Annotated in this window: 16 protein-coding genes; 4 read left to right on the forward strand and 12 right to left on the reverse strand. The window is 66.5% G+C overall.

From position 1 onward, the window contains the following. Positions 1-11: 11 nt before the first annotated feature. From lpdA to K2W61_RS25125, 7 genes are all read right to left on the reverse strand, one after another. Positions 12-1,415, reverse strand: coding sequence for a dihydrolipoyl dehydrogenase (gene lpdA / locus K2W61_RS25095; RefSeq protein ID WP_175134550.1), 1,404 nt, complete (start codon positions 1,413-1,415; stop codon positions 12-14). Between the two features lie 2 nt (positions 1,416-1,417). Then, positions 1,418-2,773, reverse strand: a complete 1,356-nt coding sequence (locus K2W61_RS25100) for a dihydrolipoamide acetyltransferase family protein (RefSeq protein ID WP_236756768.1) — start codon at positions 2,771-2,773, stop codon at positions 1,418-1,420. 1 nt (position 2,774) lies between these two features. Further along, positions 2,775-3,818, reverse strand: a complete 1,044-nt coding sequence (locus tag K2W61_RS25105; protein ID WP_175131850.1) for an alpha-ketoacid dehydrogenase subunit beta — start codon at positions 3,816-3,818, stop codon at positions 2,775-2,777. A gap of 3 nt (positions 3,819-3,821) precedes the next feature. Next, positions 3,822-5,054, reverse strand: coding sequence for a 3-methyl-2-oxobutanoate dehydrogenase (2-methylpropanoyl-transferring) subunit alpha (locus K2W61_RS25110; protein WP_175131849.1), 1,233 nt, complete (start codon positions 5,052-5,054; stop codon positions 3,822-3,824). A 312-nt stretch (positions 5,055-5,366) separates the two neighbouring features. Further along, positions 5,367-7,841 carry a TonB-dependent siderophore receptor gene (locus K2W61_RS25115; protein WP_236756769.1) on the reverse strand — a complete coding sequence of 825 codons (2,475 nt, stop codon included), beginning with the start codon at positions 7,839-7,841 and terminating at the stop codon, positions 5,367-5,369. A 61-nt stretch (positions 7,842-7,902) separates the two neighbouring features. Next, on the reverse strand, positions 7,903-8,874 hold the full coding sequence (locus K2W61_RS25120) for a FecR family protein (protein WP_236756770.1): 972 nt from the start codon (positions 8,872-8,874) through the stop codon (positions 7,903-7,905). Continuing rightward, positions 8,871-9,383, reverse strand: coding sequence for a sigma-70 family RNA polymerase sigma factor (locus K2W61_RS25125; RefSeq protein WP_175131846.1), 513 nt, complete (start codon positions 9,381-9,383; stop codon positions 8,871-8,873). The genes K2W61_RS25120 and K2W61_RS25125 overlap by 4 nt, the downstream gene beginning before the upstream one ends. Positions 9,384-9,552: 169 nt before the next feature. On the opposite strand from K2W61_RS25125, the gene K2W61_RS25130 reads away from it, so the two are divergent. Then, a complete protein-coding gene (locus K2W61_RS25130; protein ID WP_175131845.1) occupies positions 9,553-9,879 on the forward strand; it encodes a hypothetical protein in 327 nt (108 codons plus the stop codon). A gap of 67 nt (positions 9,880-9,946) precedes the next feature. On the opposite strand, the gene K2W61_RS25135 is transcribed toward K2W61_RS25130, so the two are convergent. Both K2W61_RS25135 and cadR read right to left on the reverse strand, forming a co-directional pair. Beyond that, positions 9,947-10,540, reverse strand: coding sequence for a nitroreductase family protein (locus tag K2W61_RS25135; RefSeq protein WP_175131844.1), 594 nt, complete (start codon positions 10,538-10,540; stop codon positions 9,947-9,949). 130 nt (positions 10,541-10,670) lie between these two features. Continuing rightward, positions 10,671-11,105, reverse strand: a complete 435-nt coding sequence (gene cadR / locus K2W61_RS25140; RefSeq protein WP_236756771.1) for a Cd(II)/Pb(II)-responsive transcriptional regulator — start codon at positions 11,103-11,105, stop codon at positions 10,671-10,673. A gap of 96 nt (positions 11,106-11,201) precedes the next feature. On the opposite strand from cadR, the gene K2W61_RS25145 reads away from it, so the two are divergent. Beyond that, on the forward strand, positions 11,202-13,583 hold the full coding sequence (locus K2W61_RS25145; RefSeq protein WP_236756772.1) for a heavy metal translocating P-type ATPase: 2,382 nt from the start codon (positions 11,202-11,204) through the stop codon (positions 13,581-13,583). A 137-nt stretch (positions 13,584-13,720) separates the two neighbouring features. Here the strand turns inward: K2W61_RS25145 and speG are convergent, their stop codons facing one another. After that, positions 13,721-14,305 carry a spermidine N1-acetyltransferase gene (gene speG, locus K2W61_RS25150; protein ID WP_175131841.1) on the reverse strand — a complete coding sequence of 195 codons (585 nt, stop codon included), beginning with the start codon at positions 14,303-14,305 and terminating at the stop codon, positions 13,721-13,723. 240 nt (positions 14,306-14,545) lie between these two features. Continuing rightward, on the reverse strand, positions 14,546-15,460 hold the full coding sequence (locus K2W61_RS25155) for a LysR family transcriptional regulator (RefSeq protein ID WP_175131840.1): 915 nt from the start codon (positions 15,458-15,460) through the stop codon (positions 14,546-14,548). Positions 15,461-15,641: 181 nt separating this feature from the next. Between K2W61_RS25155 and K2W61_RS25160 the strand changes: the two genes are divergently transcribed. Together K2W61_RS25160 and K2W61_RS25165 are read left to right on the forward strand one after the other, a co-directional pair. Further along, a complete protein-coding gene (locus tag K2W61_RS25160; protein WP_236756773.1) occupies positions 15,642-16,943 on the forward strand; it encodes an MFS transporter in 1,302 nt (433 codons plus the stop codon). 18 nt (positions 16,944-16,961) lie between these two features. Next, positions 16,962-18,455: a M81 family metallopeptidase gene (locus K2W61_RS25165; RefSeq protein ID WP_175131838.1), complete on the forward strand. Its 1,494-nt coding sequence runs from the start codon at positions 16,962-16,964 to the stop codon at positions 18,453-18,455. 109 nt (positions 18,456-18,564) lie between these two features. Here the strand turns inward: K2W61_RS25165 and K2W61_RS25170 are convergent, their stop codons facing one another. Further along, positions 18,565-19,269 carry a riboflavin synthase subunit alpha gene (locus K2W61_RS25170; protein WP_175131837.1) on the reverse strand — a complete coding sequence of 235 codons (705 nt, stop codon included), beginning with the start codon at positions 19,267-19,269 and terminating at the stop codon, positions 18,565-18,567. Between the last annotated feature and the right edge of the window lie 18 nt (positions 19,270-19,287).

Consider the following 19,287-nt stretch of genomic DNA (forward strand, 5'->3'; position numbering starts at 1 on the left):
ACCGCCCCGGCTCAGACGTGCAGCGCGTGCCCCAGCGCCTTGAGCGCGGCTTCCTGCACCGCCTCGCCCAGGGTCGGGTGGGCATGTATCGTGCCCGCCACATCCTCCAGCGTCGCGCCCATTTCGAGCGACTGGCCGAAGGCCGTCGACAACTCCGACACGCCCCGGCCCACCGCCTGCCAGCCCACGACCAGGTGGTTGTCGCGGCGCGCCACCACCCGCACGAAGCCGTCGGTGGATTCCAGCGTCATGGCGCGGCCGTTGGCGGCGAACGGGAACGACGCCGCCAGGCAGTCCAGCCCGGCCGCCTCGGCCTCGGCCGGCGACAGGCCGGCCACCACCACTTCGGGATCGGTGAAGCACACCGCCGGGATCGCGGCCGGCTGGAAGTGGCGGCGCTTGCCCGCCACCAGCTCGGCCACCATCTCGCCTTGCGCCATGGCGCGGTGCGCCAGCATCGGCTCGCCGGCGATGTCGCCAATGGCCCAGACGTCGCGCATGGAAGTGCGGCACTGGTCATCGATGCGCAGCGCGTTGCCCTTGCGGTCCAGCTGCAGGTTTTCCAGGCCCCAGCCTTGCGTGCGCGGACGCCGGCCAACGGCGATCAGCACCCGGTCGGCGGGCAGCGCGGTTTCGGCGCCGCTGGCGTCCTGGATCCGCACCGCCGTGCCGGCGCCATTGAGCCCCAGCACCTTGCGGCCCAGGTGCAGCTCGACGCCCAGCCGGGCCAGCGCGGCCGCCACCGGCTTGGTGAGCTCGGCGTCGTAGGTCGGCAGGATGCGGTCCTGCGCCTCGACCACGGCCACCTCGGCGCCCAGCTTGCGGTACACCGTCCCCAGCTCCAGGCCGATGTAGCCGCCGCCCACCACCACCAGCTTCTTCGGAATGTCGGCCGGCGACAGCGCCTCGGTCGAGGACACCACCATGCCGCCGAACGGCACCGACGGCAACGGCGTCGGCTCGGAACCGGCCGCCAGCAGCAGATGCTCGCACTGGATGCGCAGGCGGCTGCCGTCGGCGCTTTCGACCTCGGCGGTCTTGCCGTCCAGCAGGCTGGCCCAGCCGTGCACGACCTGCACGCCGTTCTTCTTGAGCAGCGCGCCCACGCCGCCGGTCAGCTTGCCGACGATGCCGTCCTTCCAGGCCACGGTGCGGCCGATGTCGATGGCGGGCGCCGACACCGAGATGCCCAGCGCCGACTGGCCGGCGTAATGGCGCGCCTTGTCGAATTCCTCGGCCGCGTGGATCAGCGCCTTGGACGGGATGCAGCCGATGTTCAGGCAGGTGCCGCCCAGGCGGTCGCCTTCGACCAGGATGGTGGGCACGCCCAGTTGCCCGGCGCGGATCGCGGCCACATAGCCGCCAGGTCCGCCGCCGATCACCAGCAGGGTTGTCGTCTTGGTAGTCTGGCTCATGCTTACTCCACGAAAAGCAGCGCGGGTTGTTCCAGCAGCGCGCGCACGGCCTGGATGAAGCGGGCCGCGTCCATGCCGTCGACCACGCGGTGGTCGAACGAGGACGACAGGTTCATCAGCTTGCGCGCCACCACGGCGCCATTGCGGAAGGCGGGCCGCTCGACGATGCGGTTCACGCCCACGATGCCGACCTCGGGATGGTTGATGACCGGCGTGGTGACGATACCGCCCAGCGGTCCCAGGCTGGTGATGGTGATGGTCGAGCCCGACAATTCATCGCGCCCGGCGCTGCCGGCGCGCACCGCCTGCGCCAGCCGGCCGATCTCGGCCGCCATCGACCACAGGTCGCGGGTTTCGGCGTGGCGCATCACCGGCACCATCAGGCCGCCGTCGCTCTGCGTGGCGATGCCGATGTGCACTGCGCCGTAACGCGTCACCTGGCCGGCCTCGTCGTCATAGCGGGCGTTGATCTGCGGAAAGTCGCGCAGCGCGATCACCATGGCCCGGGCCAAGAGCGGCAGCAGCGTCAGCTTGCCGCGCGACTCGCCGAACTTCGCGTTCAGGCTGACGCGCAGGTCTTCGAGGTCGGTGACGTCGATTTCCTCCACGTAGCTGAAGTGCGGAATGCGGCGCTTGGATTCGGCCATCTTCTGCGCGATCTTGCGGCGCAGGCCGATCACCGGCACCTGCTCCTCGTCGTTGCGCTCGGCGTAGGCCGGGCCGCGCGCGGCCGTGGCCGCGCCCTGCCCTTGCAGGTAGGCGTCCAGGTCTTCGTGCAGAACGCGGCCGGCCGGGCCGCTGCCATGCACGAAACGCAGCTCGATGCCCAGGTCCCAGGCGCGCTTGCGCACCGCCGGCGAAGCCAGCGGTTTCTCGCCCGGCTGGCGCGCCGCGGCGGGGGCCTGGCGCGTGGCAGCCGCGGGGCGGGATGGCGCGGATGGCGCAGCGGCGGGCGACTGGAGCGACGCGGCGATCTGGCCGGCGACGCCGCCAGCCGGCGCCTTGTCGGCCTTGGCCGGCGCGGGCGCGGCGGCCGGCGCGCTTGCCGCTGGCGCCAGAGCCGGCGCTGCGGCCTGCGGCTTCTGCGGCGCCGCGTCGCCCTTGACGTTGCCCTCGCCCTCGACTTCCAGGCGGATCAGTTCGCCGCCCACGGCCATGACCTGGCCGACTTCGCCGCCCAGCGCGACCACGCGGCCGACCACGGGCGACGGGATCTCGACCGTGGCCTTGTCGGTCATGACGTCGGCCAGCGGCTGGTCCTCGGCGACGGTGTCGCCCACCTTGACGTGCCAGCCCACCAGTTCGACCTCGGCGATGCCTTCGCCGATGTCGGGCATCTTGATGACATGAATACCCATCTCACACCTCCATCGCGCGTTTGAACGCTTCGCCGACCCGGCGCGGGCCGGGGAAGTACGCCCATTCCTGTGCGTGCGGATAGGGAGTGTCCCAGCCGGTCACGCGCTCGACGGGCGCTTCGAGGTGATGAAAACAGTGTTCCTGCACCAGCGCGATCAGTTCCGCGCCAAAGCCGCAGGTGCGCGTGGCTTCGTGCACCACCACGCAGCGGCCGGTCTTCTTGACCGAGTTGACGATGGTTTCCAGGTCCAGGGGCCACAGGCTGCGCAGGTCGATGACCTCGGCGTCGATGCCGGTTTCCTCGGCCGCGGTCAGCGACACGTGCACCGTGGTGCCGTAGGTCAGCACCGTCAGCGCGTTGCCGGGCCGCACGATGGCGGCGGTGTCCAGCGGCACCGTGTAGTAGCCGGTCGGCACCACGCTGCCCGGGCGTCCGGTCCACGGCGTCACGGGACGGTCGTGGTGGCCGTCGAACGGCCCGTTGTACAGCCGCTTGGGCTCCAGGAAGATGACCGGATCGTCGTTCTCGATGGACGCGATCAGCAGGCCCTTGGCGTCGTACGGGTTGGACGGCATCACCGTGCGCAGCCCGCAGACCTGGGTGAACATCGCCTCAGGGCTCTGGCTGTGCGTCTGGCCGCCGTAGATGCCGCCGCCGCAGGGCATGCGGATGGTCATGGGCGCGATGAACTCGCCCACCGAGCGGTAGCGCAGGCGCGCCGCTTCCGACACGATCTGATCGGAGGCCGGGTAGAAGTAATCGGCGAACTGGATCTCGCACACCGGCCGCAGGCCGTAGGCGCCCATGCCCACCGCCACGCCGACGATGCCGCCTTCGGAGATCGGCGTGTCGAACACGCGCGAGGTGCCGTATTTGGCCTGCAGGCCCTCGGTGCAGCGGAACACGCCGCCGAAATAGCCCACGTCCTGGCCGAACACCACCACGTTGCCGTCACGCTCCAGCATCACATCCATGGCCGAGCGCAAAGCCTGGATCATGGTCATCGGCGCGGACGCCGGACCCCCATTGTTATCGATAGCCATGACTCACACTCCGAGCTGCTGACGTTGCCGGCGCAGATGCTCCGGCATGTCCTTGTAGACGTCTTCAAAGATGCTGGCGGCGCTGGGGACGTGGCCGTCCACCAGGGTGCCGTAGCTTTCCGCTTCCTTCTGCGCCGCCTGGATCTCGGCGTCGAGCTCGGCGCGCACCGCGTCGTGCTCGGCATCGGACCAGAGGCCACGCTGGATCAGGTGCTTCTTGAAGCGCTCGATCGGGTCGCCCAGCGGGAAGTGGCTCCAGTCGTCGCCGGGGCGGTACTTGGAGGGGTCGTCGGAGGTGGAGTGCGGGCCCGCGCGGTAGGTCACCCATTCGATCAGGGTGGGGCCGAGATTGCGGCGGGCGCGCTCGGCGGCCCAGCGCGAGGCGGAATACACCGCCAGGAAATCGTTGCCGTCCACCCGCAGCGAGGCGATGCCGCAGCCCACGCCGCGGCCGGCGAAGGTGGCGCCCTCGCCGCCGGCGATGGCCTGGAAGGTGGAGATGGCCCACTGGTTGTTGACCACGTTCAGGATCACCGGCGCGCGGTACACGTGGGCGAAGGTCAGCGCCGTATGGAAGTCCGCCTCGGCGGTGGCGCCGTCGCCGATCCAGCCGGACGCGATACGGGTGTCGCCCTTGATGGCCGAGGCCATGCCCCAGCCCACCGCCTGGATGAACTGCGTGGCCAGGTTGCCCGAGATGGTGAAAAAGCCGTTCTCGCGATCGGAATACATCACCGGCAGCTGGCGCCCCTTGAGCGGGTCGCGCTCGTTGGACATCAGCTGGCACATCATGGTCACCAGCGACACGTCGCGCGCCAGCAGGATGCTCTGCTGGCGGTAGGTCGGGAAACACATGTCGCCCTGCTCCAGCGCCAGCGCATGGGCCGAGCCGATGGCCTCTTCGCCCAGACTCTGCATGTAGAAGGAGATCTTCTTCTTGCGTTGGGCGGTCAGCATGCGGCCGTCGAAGATGCGCGTCTTGAGCATGGTGCGCATGCCAAGACGCAGCAGCTCGTCGCTGATCTCCGGCGCCCACGGGCCGACCGCGCGGCCGTCATCGTCGATGACCCGCACCAGGCTGTAGGCCAGGCTGCCGGTATCGATCGCGGCGACATCAATGGGGGGTTTGGGCACCTCGCCGGGGGGCGACAGGCGCAGGTAGGAAAAGTCGGTCTTGCAACCCGGACGCCCGGTAGGCTCGGGGACGTGCAACTTCAGCGGCCCGTATTGGCTCATGAATTGTCTCCACGCTTGATCGTGTCATGCGCATTCTTCTTACCAAGACACTGCCCGGGGGGGTGACCTCGGACATTGCCATCGTCGGCCTGTGCAAAGGGATAAACATGCACGGCCGGAAGCCAGAGTAGCACAGGTATCACATACCCCGACCGCAGGCTCAACGCCAATCGGTTAAGGTCTTGCACCACGGCGAACCATGCAAAAAGGAGCGCACTTCGCGCTCCTTTTTTGCATCCTTGGCAGCCTGGATGGCTATCGCTCAACGCTTAACCGACTGGCATCAGCCGCTGACCGACGTTATGCCATCATTTAGAATGAGTATTCCAAACTGCCGATTATCTGGCGCCCCGGCCCATAATTCGCAAAACTGGGATACAAACTGCTGTAATGCCTCGCATCAAAAATATTGTTCAAATTTACTTGAACCATCGATCGATTGTTAATTCGATACTTTGCCATGGCATTCATCGTAACATACCCAGGGACCGACGCAGAGTTTTTCGTATTCGTATAAGTTTTCCCTGTATACGCGGCCCCAGCGCCAACATATAACTTTTCCGTGAGTTTATATTTTGTCCACAATGTCGCGGCCTTTTCAGGAGCCAAAGGAATTCTATTTCCGATTTCCGAGGATCGAGTACTACGGGTGATTTTCGAATCAAGCCAGGAATACCCGCCAAATATGGACCACCTGTCGGTAATATTTCCTTCCACATTGAATTCGATGCCTTTCACCCCCTGCTCGCCAATTGGTTCCGACACGTTCGGCTCAACCGCAAAGTGGCCGTTCTTTTGCTTGGTATCGAACCACGAAAGGCCAAGCAGCATTTGTTCGGACAACGGAGACCACTTAACGCCGATCTCGAGGTTAGTAAACTTCTCTGGCTTGAAGTTTTCTTTATTTTTATCGGCGATACCACCCTGAATGGCGTCCGAGTTGGCGGGATTGCTGGAAGTGCTCCAAGAACCGTACAGGCTTACTGCCTGAACAGGATTCCACACCATGCCCGCGTGGTAATTAAACAGCCAGTTACTGGTGTTCACGTTATCCGATGGCTTGCCGATCGCATCCACATGCGTCTTATAATAGTCATAACGCCCACCAACGGAGACGGTAATATCATCCGTCAGATTCACGCTATCGAATAAATAACCTGAAACGGTTTTGTTTTTTGTGCTCGTGGCGGGATAGGCTCCCTCCTGCTCCCAGGTTTTTTGCCCGAGCCATGGACTGTACGGATTCCATACGCCGACCGGAGTGCACGTATAGGTTGGCATTCCTTGCGCAGCGCACGAGAATCCTCTGGGCTGGGAACGAATGTTCCATGCCTTGCCCGAAGGATCTTTTACCGTCAACATCATGCTTTTGCGCTTGTTTTCTTCCACGGTATATTCGAAACCCGCCGAGATCTTATGAAGCATGGATGCGATGCGGAACTGTTTAGTGAAATCCGTCAAGTTACTGAACGTCCTGGTTCTGAAATCGCCACTTTTCCCCTGAAGGAACAGCATATTGGATTCACCCGCCTCTTTCGATATGGCAGGGCTTGTGGCAATGAATTGCTGTACCGTCCTGGAATACAATGTTGTATTCCTCACTGTCGCGCCATTGCCGAACTCGTGACTGAACACCATCTCCGGTGTATCCACGCGATTAATGATGTAATCCCGATTTTTAGCGCCGTAGAATAAGTCCCTGGGCGTATCAAGAATTTCGCCTGTTTTTTTATCGAAAGGAGTGGAATAATCAGGCGTATCGTTCGAATACAAATGATAATAACTCAACAGCAACGATGTTTTCTCATCTATTGAAATGAGAACGGATGGCGCCGCACCCCATCTCGAATAATTCACAAGATTTCTCTTGGGCTTGTCACTCTCGTGCCACATCAGGTTCACACGAGCTGCGACATTTTCTCTCAAGTCAATATTGGAATCTATTGTCGCACGCCTATAATTATCGGAACCCAATCCCGCTGACGTCTTGGTGATTGATTTACCCAAAAAGGGCTTCTTGGCTACGATATTAATGCTCCCGCCAGCGTTCCCTCGTCCGTTATATATGGCCGCGGGGCCTTTTATGACTTCAACACTTTCAATATCAAAGGATTCCCTGGACTGAGAAGCTGTATTCCGAACGCCATCAAGCGTGATGGCATCTGTAGCATCAAAGCCACGAAGCGTGGGATGATCGCCCCCAGGTCTGGCAAGGGCATCGCCGCTTTTAAAAGACATTCCTGGAACGTATTTGAGCGCTTCATTAAGTGAAGACGAACTCGTGTCCTGAATCAATTGCTGAGGAACCACTGTAATGGATCGAGGCGTATCTTTAATGGAATCCACGAACTTGGCGGAATTGTCCATATATTTATTGACATATCCCCCAGTCGACTCCGCCGCGCCGGTCACGCGCACCGGCTCCAGCAGGGTCGCCCCGCCCGCCTGCGGCAGGGGCCGTGCGCTGAAAGTGCCATTGGCGGTGATGCGCAATTCCAGGCCGCTGCCCGCCAGCGCCTCTCGCAAAGCCTGCTCGGGGGTGTAGGTGCCGGCGACCGCCAGGGCCTGGCGGCCGGCCACCAGCGCCGGATCGACCGACACCGCGTGGCCGCTCTGGCGCGCGATACGGGTCAGGGTCTCGGCCAGCGGCGCGGCGGGCAGATCGTAGCGTTGCGGCATGGCCGCGCCCGATTGGGCGCCGGTCTGGGCCTGGGCGATACCAGCCGGCGCGGCCAGGGCAATGAGAAACGCGGCCGCCAGCTGCGGCGCGGGACGAACGGGAAACATGGAATCTCCTGCGACAAAGGGGTGCTTCAGGAGGTATGTCCAGCGAGCCCACCGCAAGCGATCATTTTTTTTGGACGGCATCGGCGCGCAGGTCGATGCTGACGAGCCAGCCGCCCAGCCCGCCGACCTCGATCGGCAGGGTCTGGCGCAGGGATTCCAGAACGCGATCGGTATCGTCCAGCGGGAAGGCGCCCAGCACCCGCAAGCGCGCGGCCTCGGGGGAAATGCGCAGGAAGCCGCGCCGATAGGGCCGCAACGCCGCCACCACCGCGCCCAGCGGCTGGTCGCGCACCACCAGCATGCCATCGTGCCAGGCCGCGGTCTCGGCCAGCGCGGCATCCGGCGCGTCGATCCCGCCGGCGCCGAAGCGCGCGCCCTCGCCCGCCACCAGGACGCGCCGCTGGCCCGCCGCCCGGACTTCGACGCTGTGCTCGATCACACAGGCGACGCTGCCCTGCTCGTCGCGCGCCACGCCGAACACCGTGCCCAGCGCCTGCACGTCGCCATCGGGACTGGCGACGATGAAGGGCCGCGCGGCGTCGGCCGCGACCCGCACGTACACCGCGCCCGCGCGCAGCCGCAGCACGCGGGCGCGGCCGTCGAACGCCAGGTCGACGGCGGAACGCGCGTTCAGGGTGACCTCGCTGCCGTCCGGCAGCGGATAGGTGTGGCGTTCGCCCGTCCCGGTGCGCAGGTCGGCGGCCAGGGTCCGCAACGGCGTCTGGCGGTCGGCCAGCGCGGCCAGCCCGCCGGCCGCCAGCGCCAGCATCAGGGCATTGCGCAGCGCGCGGCGGCGCGAGACAGGCGCCAGCAGCGCCGCGCCCGCGGCCTGGACCGAGGCGCCGTCGCTCAGCGGCGCGAACGTGGTTTTGACGGCGCCGGCAACCATCTCCCAGGCGGCGGCGTGGCGGGAATCGGCCCGGAACCAGGCCTCGAAGCGGGCGCGATCGGCCTCGGCCGCCTCGCCCGACGACAGCAGCACCATCCAGTCGACCGCGGCCTCGATGGCCGCCGGCAGCGCGGGCGCGCTCATGCGGCCAGGCGCGCCGCCACGCACAGCGTGATGGCCTGTTTCATGCTGCGCCTGACGGTGATGGCGGAGACGCCAAGGCGTTCGGCGATCTGCGGATAGGTCAGCTCGTGCAACTGGCTCAGGAGGAAGACCTGGCGAACGCGCGCCGGCAGGCACTGCAAGGCCCGGTCAATCTGCATCAGGGCCTCGACCACCAGCGCGCGCTGCTCTTCACTGGGAACGCAGGCATGCGGCAGGGCCTCGAGGCTGTCGAGATAGGCGCGCTCGAGTTCGCGGCGGCGCCAGAACGTATACAGCGTACGCTGCGCCAGCGTGGTCAGGAACGCGCGAGGTTCGTGGATCGGCTCGGTCGGGCGGCCGGCCAGTACCCGCACAAAGGTGTCGTGCGCCAGGTCGGCGGCATCCTGGCGGCAACCCAGCCGGCGGCGCAGCCATTCCAGCAGCCACGGATGATGGGCCTCGTACAGCTGGGCGGCGGTGTGCGGCGTCGGCTGCGCAGGATGGGACATGGCGGGGAATGGGAGGGCGGGCTAATCAACAATAAGAATTATTGTCATTTATTGATCGCCGCGCAAGCCTGCCCCGTGAAGCCGGACGGCAAGCAACGTCGGCGTGCCTCGGTGGACCGCAGCAGGGCGACCTCTATACTTGCGTCATCCGATTCTCCTGGAAACCAACGTGCCTGGATTGACCGCCTCGAAAGGGTTCAGCTGGACCGGCATCGTGTTTGCCGCGCTTTACCTTGCCATCGCCGTCCTCTGCATCGCCGGCGCGCTGTCCGCCGACGGCGACGACAAGGGGCGCTTCGTGCTGCTGCAATTGCCATTGGCCTTGCAGCTCGCGCTGCTGCACGAACTGAACCTGGACCGGCTGCTCGGTCAGCTGTCGTGGGTCGGCGGGTACCTGTTGATCGGGCTGCCGACGCTGGCCCTCTTCTATTTCGCGGGCTGGGGCCTGGAGAAACTCGTGCGCGCGGCCTTCCGGCCCATCGGGGCGCAACGGTAAGGCGACGCGCGCCGCAAGAAAAAACCGGCCAGCGGCCGGTTTTCGCATGGCGGACGGCGCCCCCGCCTCAGACCGGACCGGTCCACTCGGTGACGAACTCGCGGTAGTCCGGGCGGTTGGCCGGCGGCACCGCGCACGCCGGCGTGCCGATCGCCAGGAAGCCGAGGAAGCGGTAGTCCAGCGAATCCAGGCCCAGCGCCGCCTGCACGTCCTCGACGTAGGTGCCGATGCCGGTGCTCCAGAACGCGCCATAGCCCAGCATGTGGGCGGCGTTCAGGATGTTCATGGTGGCGCAGCCGGTGGCCAGCAATTGCTCGGTCTCGGGGATCTTGGTGTTGTCGTGGGCGATCTTCTGCGCCACGGCGATGAACAGCGGCACGCCCGCCATCCACTCGCGCACCGACTTTTCCTTTTCCGGCGTCATGCGCGGATCGCCGCTGCGCTTGACGGCTTCCAGCGCCACGTCGGCCAGCTTGCCGATGGCCTCGCCCTGGATCACCACGAAACGCCACGGACGCAGCGCGCCGTGGTCGGGCGCCGACATCGCGGCCTGCAGGATCTGTTCCAGTTCGGCGGGTTTGGGCGCCGGACCCCGCAGGAACTTCATGGAACGGCGCGAGGTGATGGCGTGCAGCGGGGTGATGGTATTGGTCTGGGTCATGGGGGCAAGGCGTGAATGGGATACCGGGATGGGCGGGCTTCCCAAATAGGAAAGAGAAGGGTTCTCATATTACGCCATGGCCGCCGGGGGAACGGCTATCCCCCTGCCCGGCGCATGGCGACTGGCGGATTCAACCCAGGTGGGTATGGCGCTCCGGGCGTTCCTCGACCTGCATTTCCGACAGGCCGTGCAGGATGCCGCAGTCTTCCGCGTCGGGCCGCGCCGATAGGCAGCGCTGGCGCAAGTCGGTCAATTGCGTCTTCAACTGGGTCAGCTCGGCAATGCGTTCATTCACGTGGGAAATGTGCTCGTCGAACAATTCATTGATGGGGCCGCATCCGGCCCGATGATTGTCGGCCAGCGACAGGATGGCGCGGATCTCGTCCTGCGTCATGTCCAGCGCGCGGCAGTTGCGGATCAGCCGCAAGCGCTCCAGATGGGGCTGGCCATAGCTGCGGTAGTTGTTCAGTCCCCGTTCCGGGGCGGGCAGCAGCCCTTCTTTCTCGTAATACCTGACGGTTTCGACCGTGGTGCCGGCCGCCGTGGCCAATTCGCCGATACGCATCGTGCCTCCCGGACGCATCCGATGGATTTGGGGGTTGACCCTATAGTAACTCCAAGGTGTGAAATGCGCTCAATGGCTTACGAAAAGGCAATGAGAATGTCTTGCGCATCGACCCGACACCCCGAACACCCCACCCGCGACGCCCAGGCCGGTGGCTGCTGCGGCGGCCACCCACCGGCTGCGGTCGGCCAGGACGGCGGCCATGACCATGCCCACGGCGATGATCACAAGCACGACCACGACCACGACCACGACCACAACCACGAGCATGATCACGCCGGCACCGCCTGCTGCGGCCATGCTTCCGGCGACATCCGCATGTCCGCGGGTGGCGCGGCCATGCTGCAGGCCGGTCCTGGCCAGTTGCTGGCCCGCCTGCGCATCGGCCAGATGGACTGCCCCACCGAAGAAACGCTGATCCGCAAGAAGCTCGACAGCGTCGACGGCGTGCACGCGCTGGACTTCAACCTGATGCAGCGCATCCTGACGGTCGTGCATGCCGAGGGCGCGCTGGAGCGCATCACGGCGGCCATCACGTCGCTGGGCATGACGCCCGAACCCCTGGCCGAGGATGCGCCGCGCGCGCCGGCCCCGGCCGCCGCGCCCGTGAACTGGTGGGCCATCGGCGGCGCCGGCGTGCTCGCCGGGCTGTCCGAGGCCGCGCACTTCGCCGGCATGCACTGGGGCGTCACCGCCGCGCTGGCGCTGGCCGCCATTTTGGCCTGCGGCATCAGCACTTACCGCAAGGGCTGGATCGCCGTGCGCAACGGCAACCTGAACATCAACGCACTGATGAGCATCGCCGTCACCGGTGCGGTGCTGATCGGCCAGTGGCCGGAAGCGGCCATGGTGATGTTCCTGTTCAACGTGGCCGAATTGATCGAGGCGCGTTCGCTGGACCGCGCCCGCAACGCCATCCGCGGCCTGCTCGACCTGGCGCCCGAAACCGCCACCGTGCGCCAGGCCGATGGCAGCTGGCAGGCGCTGCCGGCGGCGCAATTGCAGGTCGACGACGTGGTCCGCGTGCGGCCAGGCGAGCGCATCGCCGCCGATGGCGTCATCGTCAGAGGCCGCTCGACGGTCGACCAGGCCCCCATCACCGGCGAAAGCCTGCCGGTCGAAAAGGCCGAGGGCGACCCGGTGTACGCGGCCACCGTCAACGCGGCCGGCTCGTTCGACTACCGCGTCACCGCGGCGGCCGGCAACACCACGCTGGCGCGCATCATCCACGCCGTCGAACAGGCCCAGGGCGCGCGCGCCCCGACCCAGCGCTTCATCGACCGCTTCTCGCGCATCTACACGCCCGCCGTGGTCGGCGTGGCCGTGCTGGTGGCGGTGGTGCCGCCGCTGCTGTGGGGCCAGCCCTGGTTCGATGCGATCTACCGCGCGCTGGCGCTGCTGATCATCGCCTGCCCCTGCGCCCTGGTGATCTCCACGCCGGTCAGCATCGTCAGCGGCCTGACGGCGGCCTCGCGCCGCGGCATTCTGGTCAAGGGCGGCGTGTACCTGGAAGAAGGTCGCAACCTGAAGTGGCTGGCGCTGGACAAGACCGGCACCCTGACCCACGGCAAGCCGGTGCAGACTGACCTGCAGGACTGGGACGTCTCCGACCTGACGCGCCAGCCCGCGGCGCTGCTGGCCGCCAGCCTGGCGGGCCGCTCCGACCACCCAGTGTCGCTGGCCGTGGCCAACGCCGCGCGCGATGCCGGCCAGACGCTGCTGGAGGTGGACGACTTCACCGCCCTGCCCGGCCGCGGCGTCAGCGGCAGGATCGACGGCACGGTGCTGCAGCTCGGCAACCGCCGCCTGATGCGAGAGCTGGGCGTCTCCAGCCCCAGGCTGGAAGCCCGTTTCGACGAACTGGAACAACAGGGCAAGAGCGCCATCGCGCTCAGCGACGGCCAGCGCGTGCTGGCGCTGGCGGCGGTGGCCGACACGGTCAAGCCCACCAGCGCGGCCGCCATCGCCGACCTGCACGCGCTGGGCGTGCGCACCCTGATGCTGACCGGCGACAACACGCCCACCGCGCAGGCCATCGCGCGTCAGGTCGGCATCGACGAAGCGCGCGGCGACCAACTGCCGGAAGACAAGCTGGCCGCCATCGAAAGCAAGCTGGCGCCCTCGGACATGGTCGGCATGGTCGGCGACGGCATCAACGACGCCCCGGCCCTGGCCCGCGCCGACATCGGCTTCGCCATGGGCGCGGCCGGCACCGGCACCGCCATCGAGACGGCCGACGTGGCGCTGATGGACGACGACCTGCGCAAGATCGGCACCTTCCTGCGCCTGTCGCGCGCCACCCACCGCGTGCTGGTGCAGAACATCGCGCTGGCGCTCGGCATCAAGGTGGTGTTCCTGGCGCTGGCCATGACCGGCCACGCCACGCTATGGATGGCGGTGTTCGCCGACGTCGGCGCCAGTCTGCTGGTGGTGGCCAATGGCTTGCGCCTGCTGCGGGCCGCGCCGCAGGCCGCCTGAACCCGGCGCCATCATGAGAAACGCCCCGCGGGGAACTTCCCCGCGGGGCGTTGCCGTTTGCGCGCCGGCCAGTCGCCATGCCGATGGGCAAGGCCGATGCGGCCTCGCGCGGGCAACGGCGGTGCATCGCGCAGTTGTCAGCCGGTCTGTTCTTCCTGCGGCCAGTCGCGCAGCACCGGCGCGTCCGGCGCGCCCGGGCCGACGTCGCGCAGGTGGTCGTGCTGCAGCAGCGCCATGCGGTAGGCGTCGCGATAAGTGCCGTTGGAAAAGAACTCTTCCTTGAGCAGCCCTTCGATCTGGAAACCACAGCGCTCGTAGACGTGCACGGCGGCGCGGTTGTCCTTGTCCACCACCAGGTAGACCTTGTGCAGGTTCAACACGCGAAAGGCGTAGCCCACCGCGATGCGCGTGGCGGCCTTGGCGTAGCCGCGCCCCTGGTAGCTGGGCGCGATGATGATCTGGAATTCGGCGCGACGGTGGATGTAGTCGATTTCCACCAGTTCCACCAGGCCGGCCGGCTGGCCGGTATCGTGCTCGATGATGAAACGCCGCTCGTTCTGGTCGTGCAGGTGGCGGTCATAGAGGGCGACCAGTTCGTCGTAGGCCTCGTAAGGCTCTTCGAACCAATAACGCATGATGACGTCGTTATTGTTGATCTTGTGCACGAAGTGCAGGTCGCCGCGCTCCAGGGGGCGTATTTTGATATCGGATATTACCGACATAGAAACCTCCGAAAGTGCGCCCATTGTAGCTGTAACCGCCCCGAAGCGCCCGTTACACGGCGGTTTCAAATAAAGAATGGCTTGCACATTGGCTCCAGAACAGAAAATGCCTGAAAAAGCGCATGAATGCTGGATTCAAAACGCCAAGCCCTTCCGTATCGGTAACGAAATGCGCCGGCGCCGCGCCTCGCCACGATCCCCCCGCCGGCGCGCGCTCGCCCCGCCCCGGACATGACGCCGTCACGGCGCCGCGAACGCCGGCAGGCGCTGCTCGATGCGCCGTACCACCTCGTTGGCGGCCGATGACAGCGGCCGCCCGAGCCGCAGCAGCACCTGGCATTCGGGCGAACTCAGGATCGGATGCGCGATCGGCAGCGCCACCAATTCACCGCTGGCCAATTCATGGTGCACGCCCAGGTTCGGCATCAGCGTCACCCCGGCGCCGCTGATCGCGTACTGCTTGAGCACGCGCAGCGAGTTGGTGGTCAGGCTGGGCGTGAGATGGATGCGCTCGGTGAATTCGAGCAGATCGACCGCCTGGCGCAAGCCATAAGGCGCGGACATCAGCGCGAACGGATACGGCAGAATGTCGGCGATCGTCAGCGGCGCGCGGCGCCGCGCCAGTGCATGGCCCGGCACCGCCAGCAGGCAGACCGGATGCTTGCGGCTGACGCGGCAGCGCAGGCGCGGATCCACGGGCGGGTTGTAGGCCAGGCCAATGTGCGCCGCATCCGTGGCCACGGCCTCGACCACTTCATTGACCGAACCGACATTGACGCTCAGGTCGATGCACGGATGCTCGATGCAGAATGGCCCGACCACGCGCTCCATCAGGCTGTCGATGAAGCCTTCGCTGATCATCAGGCGGACGTTGCCGCGCCGCATGCCTCGCAATTCCTGCAGGCGCGTGTTCAGGTGTTCCTGCTGGGCGCGGCAGGCGCGGTGATACTCCAGCAGCATGTCGGCGGCCTCGGTCGGCGTCAGGCCGCGCGCGCGGCGCTCGAACAGCGCCACGCCCAGTTCCTTTTCCAGCAATTGAATCTGGCGGCTGATGACCGACGGCGCGGTGCCGAGCTTGTCGGCCGCGCCGCGGATCGAGCCGCAGGCCACCACCTCGTTGAAGTACTTCAGCCGCGCCTGGCTGATTTCCGCCATGGTTTCCCCCTGTGTTTTGTGCTGCTCTTTTCGTTGCCCTGAAGGCAACGATAATTTATCACTTAGGTCATTGTTTCGAACACTGCGTGCTCGCAATATGGACGCCGCGCGGACCCCCCCCGGTTCCGCCGCCACCCCAACCACCGCGGCGGGCGCAGACTCGCCCGCGAGGAGACACGCAATGCCCCATCAGGCCACGCCAGGCGCCGACCCGCGCCTGGCTCCGCTCTACCGCAAGATCACCTGGCGCCTGCTGCCGTTCCTGCTGCTCTGTTATGTGTTCGCCTACCTGGACCGCATCAACATCGGCTTCGCCAAGCTGCAGATGCAGCAGGACATCGGCATCTCGGATGCCGTCTATGGCCTGGGCGCGGGCATCTTCTTTCTCGGCTACGTGATGTTCGAGGTGCCCAGCAACCTGCTGCTGACGCGCATCGGCGCGCGCCGCACCATCAGCCGCATCATGGTGCTGTGGGGCCTGACCTCGGCCTCGATGCTGTTCGTGCAGGGCGAATGGAGCTTCTACGTCCTGCGCTTCATGCTGGGCGTATTCGAGGCCGGTTTCGCCCCCGGCATGATCTTCTACCTGACCTACTGGTACTCGCAGTCGCGCATGGCCGGCGTGATGGCGGTGGTGATGCTGGCCGGCCCCATCGGCGGCATCGTCGGCGGCCCGGTGTCGGCCTGGATCATGACGGCCTTCTCCGGCGCGCACGGCCTGGACGGCTGGCAATGGATGTTCCTGCTGGAAGGCCTGCCGTGTGTGCTGCTGGGCGTCATCGCCTTCCGCTACCTGGACGACAAGCCGGCCGAGGCGCGCTGGCTGACCGCCGAGGAAAAGGCGCTGCTGGCCGCCGACCTGGACAGCCGCGGCGCGCACAAGAAACACGCCTTCGCCCAGGTGCTGCGCGATCCGGCCATCTACGGCATGGCGCTGACCTACTTCTGCCTGATCTGCGGCATCTACGCCGTCAGCTTCTGGCTGCCGACGCTGCTCAAGCTGGCGGGGGTCCAGGACACCATGCAGATCGGCCTGTACTCGGCCATCCCTTACCTGGCCGCGGCGGTCTTCATGCTGTGGTTCGCGCGCAGTTCCGACCGCCTGCAGGAACGCCGCTGGCACACGCTGGTGCCCGCGCTGCTGGCCGGCGTGGCACTGTGCATCGCCACCGCGGCGCCCACGCAATTCGCGCTATCCCTGACGGCCATTACCTTGGCCACCGGCTTCATGTGGGCCGCCTACACGGTATTCTGGGCGATTCCGTCGCAGTACCTGCAAGGAGAAGCCGCGGCGGGCGGCATCGCGCTGATCAACAGCATCGGCTTGCTGGGCGGCTTTCTCAGCCCGTCCATCATCGGCTGGGTCAAGCAATCGACCGGCAGCCTGGCCGGCGGCCTGTACGCGATCTCCGCCCTGCTGGTGGCCGGCGCCCTGCTGCTGCTGGTGAATCGTCCTGCCCAATCCGCGCCCGCGCGCGCCTGACGCTCCAAGGAATCGATCATGCATATTCTGGTGGCTGGCTTCCAGCACGAGACCAATACCTTCGCGCCGTCCAAGGCGGCTTATGAGAACTTCGTGCGCGGCGAGGGCTTTCCCGCCATGGTGCGCGGCGAAGACATGCTGGCGCTGCGCGAGGTCAACATCCCCGCCGGCGGCTTCATCAACGCCGCGCTGGCGCAGGGCCACACCGTGCGCACGGTGATCTGGGCCGGCGCCAGCCCCTCGGCCCACGTCACCCGCGACGCCTACGAGCGCATCGCCGGCGAGATCGTCGACGCGGCGCGCGCCGGCGGCTTCGACGCCATCTACCTGGACCTGCACGGCGCCATGGTGGCCGAGCACCTGGACGACGGCGAAGGCGAACTGCTGGCGCGGGTGCGCGCGCTGGTCGGCCCGGCCGTGCCGGTGGTCGGCAGCCTCGATCTGCACGCCAACGTCACCGCGCGGATGCTGCGCGAGGCCGACGGCCTGGCCGCCTTCCGCACCTATCCGCACGTGGACATGGCGGTGACCGGCGAGCACGCCGCGCGCCTGCTGGCCGCGCGCGTGGCGGCCGGCGACCAGTGGGTGCGCGCCGAACGCCGCCTGCCCTTCCTGATCCCGATCAACGGCATGTGCACCATGCTGCAGCCGTCGCAGGGCGTGTATGAAGAACTGGCGCGCCTGGAGCAGACGCCTGGCGTGGCCTCGATCTCATTCGCGCCGGGCTTTCCGGCGGCCGACTTCCCCGAATGCGGGCCGGTGGTGTGGGCCTACGGCACCGACGCCGCCGCGGTCGAACGCGTGACCGAGGCGCTATATCAGCGCGTACTGGCACTCGAACCGCAATGGTCGCCCGACTTCCTGACGCCGGCCGACGCCGTCGAGCGCGCCCAGGCGCTGGCGGTGGGCGCCGCGCGCCCCGTAGTCATCGCCGACACCCAGGACAATCCGGGCGCGGGCGGGGACGCCAACACCACCGGCATGCTGCGCGCGCTGGTCGAGGCCGACGCGCAGAACGCCGCGCTGGGCCTGTTCTACGACCCCGATGCAGTGCGCCAGGCCACCGCTGCTGGCGTGGGCAACAAGGTGCGGCTGCGCCTGGGCGGCCAGTCCGGCGTGGCCGGCGACGCGCCGTTCGAAGGCGAATTCCTGGTCGAGACACTGTCGCCCGGCAGGCTGCGTTTCGACGGCCCGATGATGCACGGCATGGAGGTGGACCTGGAGGCGGTGGCCGGCCTGCGGCTGGGCGGCGTGCGGGTGGTGGTCAGCGCCACCAAGTCGCAGATGCTGGACCGCAACCTGTTCCGCGTCGGCGGCGTGCAGCCCGAGGAGATGGCGATCCTGGTGGTGAAAAGCTCGGTGCATTTCCGCGCCGACTTCCAGCCCATCGCGCATGAGGTCCTGGTGGCCAAGGCGCCCGGCCCGATGCAGGCCGATCCCGCCGACCTGCCCTGGACCCGCCTGCAGGCGGGCATGCGCATCAAGCCGCTGGGGCCTGCATTCTCATCCTGACGCAAACGCGCCGGCCACGCGAATGCGTGGCCGGCGCAGGCGCAAAGAAAAGCCGACTGATGCGCCGGCGCCGCTGGCGCGGTGGGTCCAGGTCGCGAACGGACCCGGCTTACTTGAGCTTGTCCTGCGGGCTGACGAAATCCTCCAGCGTCAGCCCTTTTTCCTTGAGGATGGCTTCCAGCAGCGGTTGCAGCTTGCCCAGGCTTTCCTGGACGGTCTCGCGCACCGTGTCCACCACCACCTGGGTGCTGCGCTCGATCTCGATATTGACGCGGTCGCCCACCTGCTTGTCCTCGAACACTGTCATGCGGCGGGTCTCGGGAATCAGCCAGACTTCGAACCAGCCGTCGGCGCGGTTCACTTCGGACACGGTCAGGCTGGCGCCATTGATGGCGATGTAGCCCTTGGCGAACACATACTTGCGGAACGCCTCGGGGATGCTGAAGCGCATCAGGCGATTGGTGTCCGACGACTTCACCAGAATCACTTCCGAGGTGAAGTCGACGTGGCCGGACAGCGGATGGCCGCCGATCTCGGCGCCATCCTTGGCGGCGCGCTCGACGTTGGCGCGGTCGCCTTCCTGGTAGTTGCCCAGCGTGGTGATGGCCAGGCTTTGCAGCATGACATCGAAGGTGGCGTGGTTGGGGTCGAGGATTTCGGTGACCGTCAGGCAGACGCCATCGGTCGAGACGCTGGCGCCGATCGCCAGGTCCTGGCAGAAGCCCTCGGGAAACGCCAGCGTAAACGTGCGCAGGCCTTCGCGGTCCGCGATTTTCGCGATCTTCGCGGTGCCTTGAACAATACCGGTGAACATGCTGATCCTGGATACGGG

It is taken from the genome of Achromobacter pulmonis, assembly GCF_021733725.1.
In the GTDB taxonomy this organism is placed as follows: Bacteria; Pseudomonadota; Gammaproteobacteria; order Burkholderiales; family Burkholderiaceae_B; genus Achromobacter; species Achromobacter pulmonis.

What these genes read in the sequence shown, in the direction of transcription:
- lpdA (WP_175134550.1), bottom strand. Translation starts at nt 1,415, where the DNA reads ATGAGCCAGACTACCAAGACGACAACCCTGCTGGTGATCGGCGGCGGA.
- K2W61_RS25100 (WP_236756768.1), bottom strand. Translation starts at nt 2,773, where the DNA reads ATGGGTATTCATGTCATCAAGATGCCCGACATCGGCGAAGGCATCGCC.
- K2W61_RS25105 (WP_175131850.1), bottom strand. Translation starts at nt 3,818, where the DNA reads ATGGCTATCGATAACAATGGGGGTCCGGCGTCCGCGCCGATGACCATG.
- K2W61_RS25110 (WP_175131849.1), bottom strand. Translation starts at nt 5,054, where the DNA reads ATGAGCCAATACGGGCCGCTGAAGTTGCACGTCCCCGAGCCTACCGGG.
- K2W61_RS25115 (WP_236756769.1), bottom strand. Translation starts at nt 7,841, where the DNA reads ATGTTTCCCGTTCGTCCCGCGCCGCAGCTGGCGGCCGCGTTTCTCATT.
- K2W61_RS25120 (WP_236756770.1), bottom strand. Translation starts at nt 8,874, where the DNA reads ATGAGCGCGCCCGCGCTGCCGGCGGCCATCGAGGCCGCGGTCGACTGG.
- K2W61_RS25125 (WP_175131846.1), bottom strand. Translation starts at nt 9,383, where the DNA reads ATGTCCCATCCTGCGCAGCCGACGCCGCACACCGCCGCCCAGCTGTAC.
- K2W61_RS25135 (WP_175131844.1), bottom strand. Translation starts at nt 10,540, where the DNA reads ATGACCCAGACCAATACCATCACCCCGCTGCACGCCATCACCTCGCGC.
- cadR (WP_236756771.1), bottom strand. Translation starts at nt 11,105, where the DNA reads ATGCGTATCGGCGAATTGGCCACGGCGGCCGGCACCACGGTCGAAACC.
- K2W61_RS25145 (WP_236756772.1), top strand. Translation starts at nt 11,202, where the DNA reads ATGTCTTGCGCATCGACCCGACACCCCGAACACCCCACCCGCGACGCC.
- speG (WP_175131841.1), bottom strand. Translation starts at nt 14,305, where the DNA reads ATGTCGGTAATATCCGATATCAAAATACGCCCCCTGGAGCGCGGCGAC.
- K2W61_RS25155 (WP_175131840.1), bottom strand. Translation starts at nt 15,460, where the DNA reads ATGGCGGAAATCAGCCAGGCGCGGCTGAAGTACTTCAACGAGGTGGTG.
- K2W61_RS25160 (WP_236756773.1), top strand. Translation starts at nt 15,642, where the DNA reads ATGCCCCATCAGGCCACGCCAGGCGCCGACCCGCGCCTGGCTCCGCTC.
- K2W61_RS25165 (WP_175131838.1), top strand. Translation starts at nt 16,962, where the DNA reads ATGCATATTCTGGTGGCTGGCTTCCAGCACGAGACCAATACCTTCGCG.
- K2W61_RS25170 (WP_175131837.1), bottom strand. Translation starts at nt 19,269, where the DNA reads ATGTTCACCGGTATTGTTCAAGGCACCGCGAAGATCGCGAAAATCGCG.